We start from the raw sequence: 12,839 nt of genomic DNA on the forward strand, positions 1-12,839 counted from the left end.
AAAGGGCTCAAGAGTATGCTTTCACGTTATTTGGAGCTTTGTTAACCTTTTGGAACCGCCGTATGCGGACCCGCATGTACGGTGGTGTGAGAGGACGGAGGCTAGCCGCCTCCTCCTACTCGATTTCCGTTCGCCGTCCGCGTCTTCCGCGTCAAGCCAGCGCGGCCGCTTGGCCGCGGATCGTCAGCACCTTGTTCGGGTCCCAGCCGACGTTCGCGGTGAACGTCACTTCGAGCGCGTCGCCGTCCAGCCGGCAGGCGAGCGTGTGCGTGAACGGCGTCTCCACGAGCATCAGCCGGATGTCCAGCGTATCGTCGTCCCGCCACGCGAAGCTGCCTTCGACGCGCTGCTCGGCGCCCTGCTTCACGTCCCCGACGCGCAGACGGCTCGCCGCCCATGCGCCGCGGCCCAGCTTCGCGGTCTGCTCGCCATGCGCGTCGCTGCCGATCGCAAGCTCGGCGCCGTGCTCCGCGAAGCGCAGCGCGAGCGTATCGAGGCGCAGCTCGTTCGCCTCGAGGCGGAAGACCCGGCCGTCCAGCCGCGCTTCGGCCGGCGAGGACGCCGCAGCCTGCGGCGGGTCGAGCCGCAGCGCCGCGAGCCGTTCCGCCAGCGCCGCCTGCGCCGAGGCGTCCGGCCCGGGAGCGGCCTCCGCCGACAGCGCCGGCAGCAGCTCGGCCCAGGCGGCGTCCAGCACGGCCTGCATATCGGCGACGCCGGACGTGATCGCGAGCACCGCTTCCTGCTCCGGCAGGACGACGCAGAATTGGCCGAACGCGCCGTCGCCGCGGTACGCGCCGTGGCGGCAGCGCCAGAACTGGTAGCCGTAGCCCTGCGTCCAGTCGTTGGCCCGGCCGTCATCGTTGTCGATCTGGAAGCTCGTCGCCTCGTCGATCCACGCCGCCGGCAGGAGCTGCTCGCCTTCCCAGACGCCGCGCTGCAGGTACAGCTGGCCGAACTTGGCGATGTCCTCGGTCGTCACGTTCAGGCCCCAGCCGCCGACCGCGATGCCGCGCGGACACGTCTCCCACGTGCCCTCGGTCAGCCCGAGCGGCGCGAACAGGCGCGGCCGCAGATACGCGAGCAGCGATTGGCCCGTGACCTTGTGCAGGATGGCGGATAGCATGTACGTCGCCGCGCTGTTGTACGCGAAGTGCGTGCCCGGTTCGTGCTCGACCGGCTCCGCGAGGAACGCGCGGACCCAGTTCTCGTCCTTGCGCAGGCTGCCGGTCACGTCCGCGTCATGGCCCGTGCCCATCATGAGCAGATGCCGGATCTGCATCGCGGCGAGGTTGTCCGATACCGTCTCCGGCGCGTCGTCCGGAAAGAAGCCGACGACCGGGTCGTTCACCGTCAGCAGCCCTTCCGCGGCCGCGAAGCCGATCGCCGTCGACGTGAAGCTTTTGCTAAGCGAGAACAGCATATGCGGGTATTCCGGCTTGTAGGGCGCCCACCAGCCTTCGGCGGCGACGTGTCCGCGGCGAAGCAGCATGAAGCTGTGCAGCTCCAGCTTCCGGTCCCGGACGGCGTCCAGGAAGCCGAGGATCGCTTGCGGCGCGATGCCCGCCGCCTCCGGCGTCGATCTAGGCAGACGTGTTAGATGTTCCATAGTCCGATTCCTCCCAATACGAATAGTGTCGTGCGGGTCCATTGGCGTGAATACGGTTACTTAAAGCGGGTGCGACGGTCGGCGGTACGAATGAGGACGCTGCGGGGATGATGCGTTTGCGGTTTCTAGCAAGAATGTTATCGTAATAGGATAACCGTGTAAAGCGGACTTCGGGAGGGATTCGGGTCTATGCGATTGTTTCGGGTAATGGCCGGGCAGGAAGGGAGCCGCGGGCTGCCGGATTTTCTGAATCACCATTACGTCAGCTGCGGCTTGCCGGGCCTCGGCGATCTGGGGCTGGTCGGGCTGACGGAGCTGGGGGTGAAGCTGCGGCAGACGCACGGCTTGGACGGGCGCGAGTTGGAGCGGCAGTTGGAGGCCCACTGGAATTTCGCGCACGCGCTCGAGGACGGGGATTACGTCGTGGCCGGCGACGGGGAACGGCTGTATCTCGGCGACCTCGGCGATTATTATTACCTCGAGACCTTCGACAATGCCGAAGAGCGGAGCGGGCACCGGCGCGGCGTCACCTGGCTGCGCCGGCTGGAGCGCAGCGAGCTGCATCCGGAGCTGGCGGCGTTCCTCGGCGAGGAGGGGGAGAGCGGGCTCTTCGGGCGGTCCGTCGCGCCGGAGGAGCTGGAGCGGCTGCTGTCGCCCCCGTCCGCGGCGGAAGTCCCGCCGCTCGTCGACGAAGCGACGCTGCGCGAGGCGCTGGACGTGCTGCGGGCGGCGCTGCGCAGCGACGATCCGGAGCGGCGGGAACGGGCGGCGGCCGCGATCGTGCGGGCGGCGGCGCTGCGGGCGTAACGGCAGAGCCGGTGCTTCCCGGTCCGCGGTCCGGCGGCTATGCCCGCGCCCGCATGCTATAATGGGAGCAAACCAAGCGGAACGGAGCTGACGCATGAACTGGAAATTCGCCGGTTACATTGTCGTGGCGCTGATCGTCATTCATCTGCCGTTCGTAGGCATCTTCTTCAAAATCGCCAACACGCTCGTGCACGAGTCGGCCCATGCCTTGACGTCGCTCGCGATGAAAGGGCAGGTAGGCCAGATCCAGCTGTACGCCAATACCGAAGGCGTCACGTACACGGCGTCGCCGAGCAAGCTGGCCTCCGTAGTGACGAGCCTTGCGGGCTACGTCGGCTCGTCCTTGTTCGCGCTGCTGCTCGCCGTGCTGTGCGCGCGGCGCAAGCACGCGGTCATCCTGTGGCTCTTCCTCGTCCTCGCGGTCGTCAACGCGGTGCTCTGGGTGCGCAATCCGTTCGGCATCGGCTGGCTGCTCGTCTTCACGGCGCTGCTGGCCTTCGCGCTCTGGCGCAAAGGCGGCTGGGCCTCCGCCTTGGCGATCGGCTTATTCGTGTTCGTGCTGGCCGAATCCGTGTCGAGCAGCTTCGCGATTCTGTGGCTCAGCCTGTACGCGCCGTCAGGCGCCGGGGACGCGGCGAATCTGGGCAGGGACACAGTGCTTCCGACGGCGTTCTGGGGCTTCTTCTTCTTGATTCAGGCATGCGCGTTCGGCTTCGTCAGCGCGCGTACGGTGCTGCGGCGCGGCAGGGGCACAGGCGGCGGAGGCGCGTTCCCGCGGCACTTGTCCTCCTAGCCACGCTTCGTCTCCGCAATCCGCTACATCGACTAAAGGAGCGTAATGATCCATGAAAATGAACGAAATCGGCCGTTCCGGGCTGTTCGTCGGCGAGATCGGCCTCGGCTGCATGTCGCTCGGCACGGAGGAGCGGACGGCGGCTGCAATCCTGCACGAGGCGCTCGAGCGGGGCGTCAATCTGCTCGACACCGCCGATCTCTACGACGGCGGGCGAAACGAGGAGCTCGTCGGCAAGGCGATCCGCGGCCGCCGCGACCGGGTCGTGCTGGCGACGAAGGTCGGCAACCGGCGCGTGCCGGGCCAAGACGGGTGGGTATGGGACCCGTCGAAGGCGTATATATTGTCGGCGGCGAAGGAGAGTCTGCGCCGGCTCGGCACGGACTACATCGACCTGTATCAGCTGCACGGGGGCACGCTCGACGACCCGATCGACGAGACGATCGAGGCATTCGAGCAGCTGAAGGCGGAGGGCGTCATCCGGGCGTACGGCATCTCGTCGATCCGGCCGAACGTCATTCGCGAATATGCCGCGCAGTCCGGCATCGCCAGCGTGATGAACCCGTACAGCATCGTCGACCGGCGGGGCGAAGAGACGGTATTCCCGCTGCTGGCGGAGAAGGGCATCGGCGTCATCGCGCGGGGACCGCTCGCGAGCGGCGCGCTGGCGGCCGGGCGGCAGCCGTCCAAGGGCGTGCCGGACTACGAGCTGGCGGAGCTGGAAGCGCTCCGCGCCGGGCTCGGGGCGCTGGAGGCGTCAGGCCGCAGCCTGACGCAGCTGGCGATCCGCTTCACGCTCAGCCAGCCGGTCGTGGCGGCCGCCGTGCCGGGCGCCAGCTCGCGCGAGCAGCTGCTGCAAAACCTCGCCGCGGCGGACGCGCCTCCGCTGACGGAAGCGGAAGCGGCGGCGGTCCGCGATATGAGCAAGGCGAACCGGTACCGGCTGCACCGCTAGCGGGGCGAGCGGGAGCTCTCGGCTAGGAAGTTCGGAAGAAATAGGTAAGCTTCGCGCAGCCAGCGGCAGTCCGCCGCGACCCGTCACGATCGGGCACGGAAAGTCGGGCGGCCGCGGACGGTTCCCGTTAATCTAAGAAGGAAGGAGGCGGCGAGACGTGGAGCAGCCGATGAACATGAACGGCGCGCTGCGCTACATCGAGGAGCGCCTGGCGGACGAGATCGACGTGAAGGAAGCGGCGCGGCGGGCCTACTGCTCGGAGTACCAGTTTCTGCGGATGTTCTCGTTCCTGGCGGGCCTGCCGCTGTCGGAATACATCCGCCGGAGACGGCTGACGCTGGCGGCGTTCGAGCTGCAGGGCGGCGGCGCCAAGGTCATCGACGTGGCGCTCAAGTACGGCTATCGCTCGCCGGACGCATTCGCGCGGGCGTTCCAGCAGTTGCACGGCGTCATGCCGTCGGCGGTGCGCGGCGGCGGCGCGGTCAAGGCCTACTCGCCGATCTCCTTCCAGTTAACGGTGCAGGGAGGCAGCGAAATGAATTATCGGATTGTGGAGAAGGATGCGTTCCGCATCGTCGGCATTATGAAGCGGGTACCGGTCGTGTTCGAAGGGGTCAGCCCGGAGATCGCGGCGATGTGGCAGAGCTTGGACATGACGGCGATCGCAGCGCTGAAGGCGTTATCGAACGTCGAGCCGCGGGGGCTGATCAGCGCGTCGGCGAATTTCTCGGAGGGCCGGATGGAGGAGCGCGGCGGCCTCGATCATTATATCGGCGCCGCGACCACGGAGCCGGCGCCGGATGGGATGGCGGCGCTAGAGGTGGCCGCTTCGGCCTGGGCGGTGTTCGAGGCCGTCGGACGGTTCCCGGAGACGCTCCAGCAGGTATGGGGGCGCATCTATTCGGAATGGCTGCCGTCGGCGGCGTACGAGCTGGTCCCAGGGCCGGAGATGCTGTGGAACGAAGGGAAGGACACGTCGGTGCCGGCGTTCCGGAGCGAGATCTGGATTCCGGTGCGGATGAAGCAGGCGCTGCAGATTTGATACAAGGAAGAGCATCGGGGGCGGGCGGCGCACCGGATGCTCTTCCTTTTTGGCGCCTGCGGCGGAGCGCGCCTCGCCAGCAAGCGCGGCGGCCCGGCATGCCGCGCCGATCTCCTTCGCACGCCGGAATCGTCCGTTTTGCGCAGCCGCCCGTTCGTTGCCGATTGCGGGGGCCTTTGCTACGATGGGGGAAAACGGAAGAGCGAGGGACCGAAATGATCGATATTCATTGTCATATACTGCCCGGCGTGGACGACGGCGCGAAGGATCTGGCGGAGGCGGCCGCGATGGCCCGCATCGCGTACGAGGACGGCATCCGGGATATCGTCGTGACCCCGCATTTCAACGCTGTCTACATGACCATGGCGGATACGGTGCGGCGGAAGCTGGACGAGCTGCAGGCGGAGCTGGACCGGCAGGGCATCGCCATCCGGCTGCATCCGGGCAACGAGGTGCGCATCGAGAGCAAGGCGTTCGTCGAGCGGCATGCCGCCCGGGGGAGCTTCGCGTACTTGGGCGGGCCGGGGAAGTTCCTGCTCATGGAGGAGCGCTGGACGGATTACGATCCGGACACGCCGGAGATCGTCGCGCGGCTGCTGGACGCGGGCGTGACGCCGGTGCTGGCGCACCCGGAGCGGCATTTCTTCTTCCGGGAGGACCCGGAGCTGCTGCCGTCGCTGATCGCGCAGGGCCTCTGGACGCAGGTGTCCGCGGACAGCCTGGTCGGCAATTTCGGCGCGGAGGCGCGGGAGTACGGCCGCAAGCTGATTCTGGACGGCCACGCGCATACGCTCGCGACCGACGCGCATAACGTGACCCGGAGGCCGAACCTGAGCGCGGGGATGGCGGTGTTCGAGGAGCTGGCCGGCACGGGGGCGCGGGCCGCGCTGGAGGCGCGGATGCGGAGCATCCTCGACGCGTAGGCGCGGGAGCGCGGAAGCGCGAAGAGCGGGCTGCAGACGCGGAAGCGCGGAGAAGAGGCGGAAGATGAGGAACGCAACGAAAGGCCGGGAGACGGACGCGCATCGCGTCGGTCTCCCGGCCTTTCTCGCATTTTATGGCGCCGGCGCGTAGCCGGCGGGCGCCGCCGCTGGTCCAGCCGCGGTCCGGCGGCGCGGAATCATCATCCGCCCGCCCTTGATCCGCAGCGAGACGAGCGGGTCCGGCACGGCGTCGCCTTGTCCCGGCGCGGAGACGAATTCGAAGCGTTCCGCCAGCGCGGCAAGGATCAGCACCGCCTCCATCAGCGCGAACTGCGAGCCGATGCAGCCGCGCGAGCCGCCCCCGAACGGGAAGTACGCGAAGCGCGCCCAATTCGCGGCGCCTCCGTCCGCGAACCGCTCCGGCCGGAACGCCGCGGCGTCGCCGAACACCGCTTCGTTGCGGTGAATCGCGTACGGGCTGATCAGGAAGCTGCTTCGGGCCGGGAACCGCTCGCCCAACATCTCGAGCCCGTGATCCGCTTCGCGCAGAATCGCCCACGCCGGCGGATACAGCCGGAGCGTCTCCTGGATGACGTGCCGCGCGTACGGCAGCTCCCGGTACAGCTCGCCCGCCGCGAGGGGCGAGCCGCTCTCGCGCTCGCGCAGGCGCAGCGCGTCCAGCTCGCGGCGCAGCGCGGCGGCGGCTTCGGGCGCGCGCTCCAGCGCGTACCAGGCCCAGACGAGCGCGTTGGCCGTCGTCTCGTGGCCGGCGAGCAGCATCGTTATCATTTGATCGCGGATTTCCTCTTCCGCGATCGGCTCGCCGTCCACGTCCTTCGTGTCGAGCAGCAGGCCGAGCAGGCTGTCGGCGTACGCCTCCGGCGCGCGCCGGGCGGCGGCGATGGCGCCGTAGATCATTGTTTCGAGCGTGCGGATCGCGCGGCGGTGAGCCCGGTTGCCCGGCGTCGGCCAGCCGAAGGGGAGGATGACCGGCGAGAAGATCGTGGCGGCTGTGCGGCGGATCGTCACGTCGACGGCGTCCGCGAGCGCGGCCTTGTCCGCTTCTACGTCCGTGCGGAACATCGTCTTCGCGATGACCTCGAGCGTCAGCTGCATCATGACGTCGTGCATCGGCACCGGCACGCCCTCGCGCAGCGCGTCCGCGGCCTTCCGCGTCTCGGCGAGGACCGTCTCGGCGTAGGCGTTGATTCGTTCCTTGTAGAACACCGGCGTCAGGTATCGCTTCTGCCGGCGGTGCGCCGCCCGGTCCGCGGTCAAGAGGCCGTCGCCGATCGTGCGCCGCAGCACGCCGGCGCTCCGGCCCTTGCGCAGCTTGTCCTCCTGGTGCACGAGCAGCTCCTGGACGAACTCCGGCGCGTTGATGATGAACGTCGGCTGGAACGAGCTGGTCCGCAGCGACACGACGTCGCCGAGCGGCAGGGCGTCGACGAGGAAGCCGAGGGGATCGCGCTGGAACCGGAAAAAGTTCGATACGCGGGACGAGGGAATATCGACGACGCGCGTCATGGGGATACGCCTCCTTCGGGCGGCCGCTTCTCGCCAGCGGCGCTTCGTTTCCTTTGAGTCTAGCACGTTTGGCGAAGCGGCTTCAAATCCGCCCGGCGCCAGGATCAGCCGCCTGCCGCTAAAGGGACGCATATTCGGGAAGAATGGAAGCATAAGCTGAATGAAACGCTTGTCCTGGGAAAGAGTGATGCGATACATGACGGCCATCACGTTCAAAGCCTACGCGGTCGCGAACGAAATCGACTTGAACAAAATCGCCATCAGCTGCGGCATTCCGAAGAAATACACCTGGGAGCAGCCGCTCGTGTTGAAAGGGGAGACCCTGCAGCAGATCGTGCGGAAGCAGACGGACGATGCCCAGCAGGTGCTCGTGTTCTCCTTCGGGAGCGTCGTCTTCGTCAATCAGGCGCATCCGGGCGACATCGCGCGCTTCCTGGCGTACGTGCGCACCTTCGAGCCCGAGATCGACATCGAGCAGCGGGACCGGTACTCCGACGACTACAGCCTGCATACCGGCGAAGCCGACCATTTCGAGCTGACGGACGAATACGTCGTCGTGCCGGAATACGAGGCGTTCCATCCGGAGCTGATCGCCACCGTGCTCGCCAAGTCGGTCGCCCTCGAGAAGATCGAGGAGCAGCTCGGCAAGATCCACGACCGGCTCGAAACCATGATCGACCGGCTGGAGAAGGGCCGGCTGCGGATCGGCAACAAAGAGCTGGCCCGCACGACCGCCAACATCATCCGCCACGAATACAACACGCTCGCGTACATCATGATCCTGGATAAGCCCGACATTACGTGGACGAGCAGCAGCGCCGGGGAATTTTACGACCGGATGCTGGAGTTCTTCGAACTGAACGACCGGTACAAGATCATGAAAAGCAAGACGGAGGTGCTCTACCACCTCATGGAGGGCTTCTCGACGATCAGCCACTCGATCCGGGGCCTCTTCGTGGAGTGGATCGTCGTCGCCTTGATCGTGATCGAGGTCATCCTCTCGGTGCTGCAAATCGCCGGCGTGCTGCCGTAGGGCGTATACGGCCGGGCGGTTAACGGAGCGGATAAACCGCAGTCAGCCGCATGCACGCCGCAGTCCGCCAGGCCGCGCGCGCATGACGAAGAAGCCCGGAATGCCGCATGCGGCGTTCCGGGCTTCTTGCATGCGGGCGGAAACTTACGCCTGCGGGCGCGGCCCCGCGTCCAGCCCCGTCGATTCGACCGTCTTGATCAGCTTGACCGTCAAGTCGCCGTGCACGTGGATTTGGCAGGACAGGCGGATCGCCGGATCCGTGATCCCCTTGTTGCCGCGGACCGTCGCTTCCGCTTCGCCGATCTCGCCGGCGCTGCCGGCGACGACCTCGACCGCGCACGTCGTGCAGCGGGCGTTGCCGCCGCAGCGGTGCAGCACGTCGACGCCGCCGTCTTCCAGCGCCAGGACGAGCTTTTGGCCGTCCGCGGCCGTTACGGCCTCGCGGCCTTCGATGTGTACCGTTGGCATGTGTTATTCCTCCTCGTTGTCGTGTTGGACTCCTGTCCACTATTCACCGGATTGCTTGTCCATTAAACCATGTTCGCGCATAGTTCCTCAAGAGGCGGAACACACTAGTGGCGATATTGGCACGGCATGCGAGCGGAAGAAACGAACGGAAGGAGCGGGCGGTATGGCGGAAAGATCGGTATTCGCGTACTTCAACACGCCGGATCAGGCGAAGGAGGCGGTGGAGCGGCTGAAGCCGCTGAAGCTGGTCGATTACGCGATCGAGCGGATCGACGGCTACGCGGGCCCGGGCTACCAGAGCCTGGACCGGCTCGGCGGGACGATCACGGGCGATTTCAAGGGGATCGGCAGCTTGACGCTCGGCGGCGACTTCGACAGCCTCGACGCGGGCATTCTCGCGACGGCCGGCGTCAGCGCGAGCGGCTACGGCTCGGGCGGGCCGGACAACCGGGTCACCGGCCGGGACATCATGCTCGTGGCGATCGTGGAGGAAGCGGACTACGAGGAGGCGGACCGCATCGTCCGGGAGGCGGGAGCGCTGTAAGGCGGACGGGCGGAAGGGCAGCAGCGGGCAGCCGCGCGGCTGTCAGGACGCCGCTGCGTTGGTTAAAGACCTTGCTTACTACATGGGGCTTCCGTACACGGTCAAGTTCAGACCTATTAAAGACGATCCGAATTACCCTAACGGTTACTATTACGGCGGTTTTGAAGAGCTGGAAGGATGCAATACGGACGCCCCTACGGTGGTGGAATTGATCGAAGAACTTGAAGAAGTTAAGCGGGTATATCTTGAAACCAAATTACAATTTGGCGACCCTATCCCTGAACCAGACGAACTACCAAGCGGGGAAATCAAACTTCGGATGCCGCGAACGTTGCATTGGCGTCTGGCCGCTGAAGCGAAGCGCGAAGAAGTATCCTTAAATCAATACATGGTTTCCAAACTAAGCCGCTAACGCGGCTTTTTCTGTGCTCTCAGCCTAGGGATGCCTCTATTTTATTCTTCGGCTTTACAACTCCATCACAACTCTCCCATATCGCGACTATATCCCCGCCCTATACTGTGTCTGAATACGAATTCCGATGCGAACGTCGGGAACGGAGGGGGATATATGCCGCAAACGAAACCTCGATACATGCCTGGCCTGGACGGTGTGCGCGCCATCGCCGTGCTCGCGGTCATGGCGTATCATTTCGGCTGGCCTGCCGCGTCGGGGGGCTTCCTCGGGGTCGGCGTTTTTTTCGTCTTATCCGGCTACCTCATCACCGATTTGCTGCTGGAAGAGCACAGAAGCACCGGAAGGTTCAATCTCGGCCGGTTCTGGATCAGGCGAGCCATGAGGCTGCTTCCGGCCATGCTGTTCATGCTCCTCGCGTTGACCGTCTATTTGGCGCTTGCCGACCCCGGGCGACTATCCGCGATCGGCGGCGAGCTGCTGTCCGCCTTCACCTACTCCAGCAACTGGTATCTGATTTATCGGCACGTCTCCTATTTCGAAAGCTTTGGTCCGCTATCGCCGATCGGCCATTTATGGTCGCTGGCGGTGGAAGAGCAGTTTTACCTGCTCTGGCCTTTGGTGGCAGCGGGGATGCTCCGGTTCGCTCCCTTCCGGGCGCGAGGCAGGCTTGGGATCGCGACGTTGACCGCTGCGGCTGCTTCTCTCCTCGCCATGGCATGCCTGTACGTGCCCGGGACCGATCCGAGCAGGGTCTATTACGGGACGGACACGCGCGCGTTCGGACTATTGATCGGCGCGGCATTCGCGATGTTCCTGCCTAGCCGCAGGCTTGCGGAGCCCCTCCGGCGGGGGAGCGGTTGTCTGGATGCGATCGGGGCAATCGGACTTTGCATCTCGCTGTATATGATGACGAGCGCGGACAAATACGACGATTCGCTGTACAGGGGAGGGATGCTGGTATTATCGGTGGCTGCCGGACTTGCGATCGTCGCTTCGGCGAGCCCGTTCAGCCGAACCGGCAAGGTATTGGCCTGGAAGCCGCTGCGCTGGATTGGCATTCGCTCCTACGGCATGTACTTATGGCATTACCCGGTCCAAGTGCTGATGTGGCCGAATAATCCCTACGAAGATTCGAATGTGCTTCATCAGCTTGCGCCGTTCATCGTGACTGTTGCCCTATCCGCGCTGTCTTATCGATTCATCGAGCAGCCGATTCGCAGCGGCACTCTGTTTAACTTTACTAATAAGGAGAAAAGAAACATGACATCCACATCCGTAAAAAAAGGTATTCGCATGATCGCCATGTCGGCTATTCTGCTGATCGTGATGCTGTGCGCGGCTTGTAAAGGAGCGGGGAATCCTCCATCCGCCGGTTCCATCGAATCGCCTGCCGGGACAACCGCGAACGATCCGGGGACGGGTTCGGACGCTGCCCCGAGCCGCATGCCTGATGAGACGCCGGACCCGGCATCCGGCACTGCGCCGGACACGGAGCAGCCCGGAGGCGTAACGGCAATCGGCGATTCCGTCATGGCGGGCGTAAAGGCCGACTTGGAAAAGCGCATATCCGGCATCGTCGTGGACGGCAAAGTCAGCAGGCAATTATCGGAAGCGATCGAAGTCGTACGTCTGCTGAAGTCGGAAAACAAGCTGGGGCAGACGGTCGTGATCGAGCTGGGCACCAACGGTCCGTTTACTTCAAAAAGGCTAAACGAGCTCCTGGATGCGGTCGGAGAGGATAAGCGGATTTATGTGGTGAACACGCGCGTCCCCAGAGATTGGCAGGATACGGTGAACAAGGCGCTGGCCAAAGCGGCGGACGACCATGCGAACGTGAACCTGATCGATTGGCACGCGTATAGCGACGGGAAATCGGCTTGGTTCACCAAAGACGGCGTTCACCTGCAGCCGGAGGGAGCCGAAGCTTACGCGGCATTGATCGCCGATGCGATCCGCCCGTAACTGGTGTTATTAGGCAGCGCCCGGAACAGGATGGTCTCGGTTTTTTTTAAGATTTGACGGCTATCATGAGAGCTGCCTATAACATGATAAGCGGGGAATCCAGCCGAATGGACAAAAAAATACTGATTGTTGAAGACGATCCCAATATCTCGAACATTATTAAGATGAATCTGACGCTCGTTCATTATCAAGCGGTGCAGGTTTACGACGGTCTGGCAGCGCTCGAGGCGCTCGAACGGGAGAAATTCGACCTCGTGATTTTGGACGTGATGATCCCTAAGCTTGACGGCTTTACGCTGATGGAGACGATCAGGCCTAGAAAGGTACCCGTCATTTTTTTGACCGCGAAAACCGCCGTCTTCGATAAAGTCCATGGTCTCAAATTGGGCGCCGACGATTATATGGTCAAACCGTTCGACGGAATCGAGCTGCTGGCCAGGATCGAAACCGTGCTTCGCCGATACGGCAAGGAAGAAACGGAGATGCGCATCGACGATATCCGCGTGTATCCGGACAAGCGATTCGTAACTCTGCAAGGCGAGCCCGTCGAACTGACGCCTAAAGAATTCGATCTGCTGCTCGTGCTCCTCGTAAACAAAAATATCGCGCTGTCGCGCGAGCAGTTCCTCGATAAAGTATGGGGCATCGACTATTACGGCGATACGAGGACCGTGGATGTGCATATCAAGTCGCTGCGCAAAAAGCTCAAGCTTCAGGACCGGATCAAGACCGTCTTCAAAATCGGTTACCGGCTGGAGGTATAG

Annotated in this window: 13 protein-coding genes; 10 read left to right on the forward strand and 3 right to left on the reverse strand. The window is 64.4% G+C overall.

Features of this window, described 5'->3' with window-relative positions:
• Positions 1-151: 151 nt before the first annotated feature.
• A complete protein-coding gene (locus ACFPB1_RS22915; protein WP_379228460.1) occupies positions 152-1,606 on the reverse strand; it encodes a serine hydrolase domain-containing protein in 1,455 nt (484 codons plus the stop codon).
• Positions 1,607-1,795: 189 nt separating this feature from the next.
• Between ACFPB1_RS22915 and ACFPB1_RS22920 the strand changes: the two genes are divergently transcribed.
• From ACFPB1_RS22920 to ACFPB1_RS22940, 5 genes are all read left to right on the forward strand, one after another.
• Positions 1,796-2,413, forward strand: a complete 618-nt coding sequence (locus ACFPB1_RS22920; RefSeq protein WP_379228461.1) for a hypothetical protein — start codon at positions 1,796-1,798, stop codon at positions 2,411-2,413.
• Positions 2,414-2,507: 94 nt separating this feature from the next.
• Positions 2,508-3,206 (forward strand): M50 family metallopeptidase, encoded by a 699-nt coding sequence (locus ACFPB1_RS22925; protein WP_379228462.1) that lies wholly within the window; start codon positions 2,508-2,510, stop codon positions 3,204-3,206.
• 52 nt (positions 3,207-3,258) lie between these two features.
• Entirely contained in the window at positions 3,259-4,161 is a 903-nt protein-coding gene (locus ACFPB1_RS22930; RefSeq protein ID WP_379228464.1) for an aldo/keto reductase, read from the forward strand.
• A gap of 169 nt (positions 4,162-4,330) precedes the next feature.
• Positions 4,331-5,203, forward strand: coding sequence for an AraC family transcriptional regulator (locus tag ACFPB1_RS22935; RefSeq protein WP_379228501.1), 873 nt, complete (start codon positions 4,331-4,333; stop codon positions 5,201-5,203).
• 215 nt (positions 5,204-5,418) lie between these two features.
• Entirely contained in the window at positions 5,419-6,126 is a 708-nt protein-coding gene (locus ACFPB1_RS22940; RefSeq protein ID WP_379228465.1) for a tyrosine-protein phosphatase, read from the forward strand.
• A gap of 132 nt (positions 6,127-6,258) precedes the next feature.
• Here ACFPB1_RS22940 and ACFPB1_RS22945 read toward each other — a convergent pair whose 3' ends face one another.
• Positions 6,259-7,653 (reverse strand): cytochrome P450, encoded by a 1,395-nt coding sequence (locus ACFPB1_RS22945; RefSeq protein ID WP_379228466.1) that lies wholly within the window; start codon positions 7,651-7,653, stop codon positions 6,259-6,261.
• A gap of 196 nt (positions 7,654-7,849) precedes the next feature.
• On the opposite strand from ACFPB1_RS22945, the gene ACFPB1_RS22950 reads away from it, so the two are divergent.
• On the forward strand, positions 7,850-8,686 hold the full coding sequence (locus ACFPB1_RS22950; RefSeq protein WP_379228468.1) for an RMD1 family protein: 837 nt from the start codon (positions 7,850-7,852) through the stop codon (positions 8,684-8,686).
• 144 nt (positions 8,687-8,830) lie between these two features.
• On the opposite strand, the gene ACFPB1_RS22955 is transcribed toward ACFPB1_RS22950, so the two are convergent.
• Complete coding sequence (locus ACFPB1_RS22955; protein WP_379228469.1) at positions 8,831-9,154, reverse strand: 2Fe-2S iron-sulfur cluster-binding protein; 324 nt, start codon at positions 9,152-9,154, stop codon at positions 8,831-8,833.
• Between the two features lie 163 nt (positions 9,155-9,317).
• Here ACFPB1_RS22955 and ACFPB1_RS22960 point away from each other — a divergent pair, with 163 nt between their 5' ends.
• The 4 genes from ACFPB1_RS22960 (at position 9,318) to ACFPB1_RS22975 (ending at position 12,839) form a co-directional block, all read left to right on the forward strand.
• Positions 9,318-9,698: a hypothetical protein gene (locus ACFPB1_RS22960; RefSeq protein ID WP_379228470.1), complete on the forward strand. Its 381-nt coding sequence runs from the start codon at positions 9,318-9,320 to the stop codon at positions 9,696-9,698.
• Between the two features lie 58 nt (positions 9,699-9,756).
• The gene (locus ACFPB1_RS22965; RefSeq protein ID WP_379228471.1) at positions 9,757-10,110 is read left to right on the forward strand and encodes a toxin-antitoxin system HicB family antitoxin; all 354 of its coding nucleotides are present in this window, start codon (positions 9,757-9,759) and stop codon (positions 10,108-10,110) included.
• Between the two features lie 156 nt (positions 10,111-10,266).
• The gene (locus ACFPB1_RS22970) at positions 10,267-12,075 is read left to right on the forward strand and encodes an acyltransferase family protein (protein WP_379228472.1); all 1,809 of its coding nucleotides are present in this window, start codon (positions 10,267-10,269) and stop codon (positions 12,073-12,075) included.
• A gap of 107 nt (positions 12,076-12,182) precedes the next feature.
• On the forward strand, positions 12,183-12,839 hold the full coding sequence (locus ACFPB1_RS22975) for a response regulator transcription factor (protein ID WP_379228473.1): 657 nt from the start codon (positions 12,183-12,185) through the stop codon (positions 12,837-12,839).

Origin of the sequence: Paenibacillus sp. GCM10023250 (assembly GCF_042653205.1) — a bacterium.
Classification (GTDB): Bacteria; Bacillota; Bacilli; order Paenibacillales; family Paenibacillaceae; genus Paenibacillus_Z.

Coding starts and splice junctions, on each gene's coding strand:
- ACFPB1_RS22915 (WP_379228460.1), bottom strand. CDS start 1,606: ATGGAACATCTAACACGTCTGCCTAGATCGACGCCGGAGGCGGCGGGC.
- ACFPB1_RS22920 (WP_379228461.1), top strand. CDS start 1,796: ATGCGATTGTTTCGGGTAATGGCCGGGCAGGAAGGGAGCCGCGGGCTG.
- ACFPB1_RS22925 (WP_379228462.1), top strand. CDS start 2,508: ATGAACTGGAAATTCGCCGGTTACATTGTCGTGGCGCTGATCGTCATT.
- ACFPB1_RS22930 (WP_379228464.1), top strand. CDS start 3,259: ATGAAAATGAACGAAATCGGCCGTTCCGGGCTGTTCGTCGGCGAGATC.
- ACFPB1_RS22935 (WP_379228501.1), top strand. CDS start 4,331: ATGAACATGAACGGCGCGCTGCGCTACATCGAGGAGCGCCTGGCGGAC.
- ACFPB1_RS22940 (WP_379228465.1), top strand. CDS start 5,419: ATGATCGATATTCATTGTCATATACTGCCCGGCGTGGACGACGGCGCG.
- ACFPB1_RS22945 (WP_379228466.1), bottom strand. CDS start 7,653: ATGACGCGCGTCGTCGATATTCCCTCGTCCCGCGTATCGAACTTTTTC.
- ACFPB1_RS22950 (WP_379228468.1), top strand. CDS start 7,850: ATGACGGCCATCACGTTCAAAGCCTACGCGGTCGCGAACGAAATCGAC.
- ACFPB1_RS22955 (WP_379228469.1), bottom strand. CDS start 9,154: ATGCCAACGGTACACATCGAAGGCCGCGAGGCCGTAACGGCCGCGGAC.
- ACFPB1_RS22960 (WP_379228470.1), top strand. CDS start 9,318: ATGGCGGAAAGATCGGTATTCGCGTACTTCAACACGCCGGATCAGGCG.
- ACFPB1_RS22970 (WP_379228472.1), top strand. CDS start 10,267: ATGCCGCAAACGAAACCTCGATACATGCCTGGCCTGGACGGTGTGCGC.
- ACFPB1_RS22975 (WP_379228473.1), top strand. CDS start 12,183: ATGGACAAAAAAATACTGATTGTTGAAGACGATCCCAATATCTCGAAC.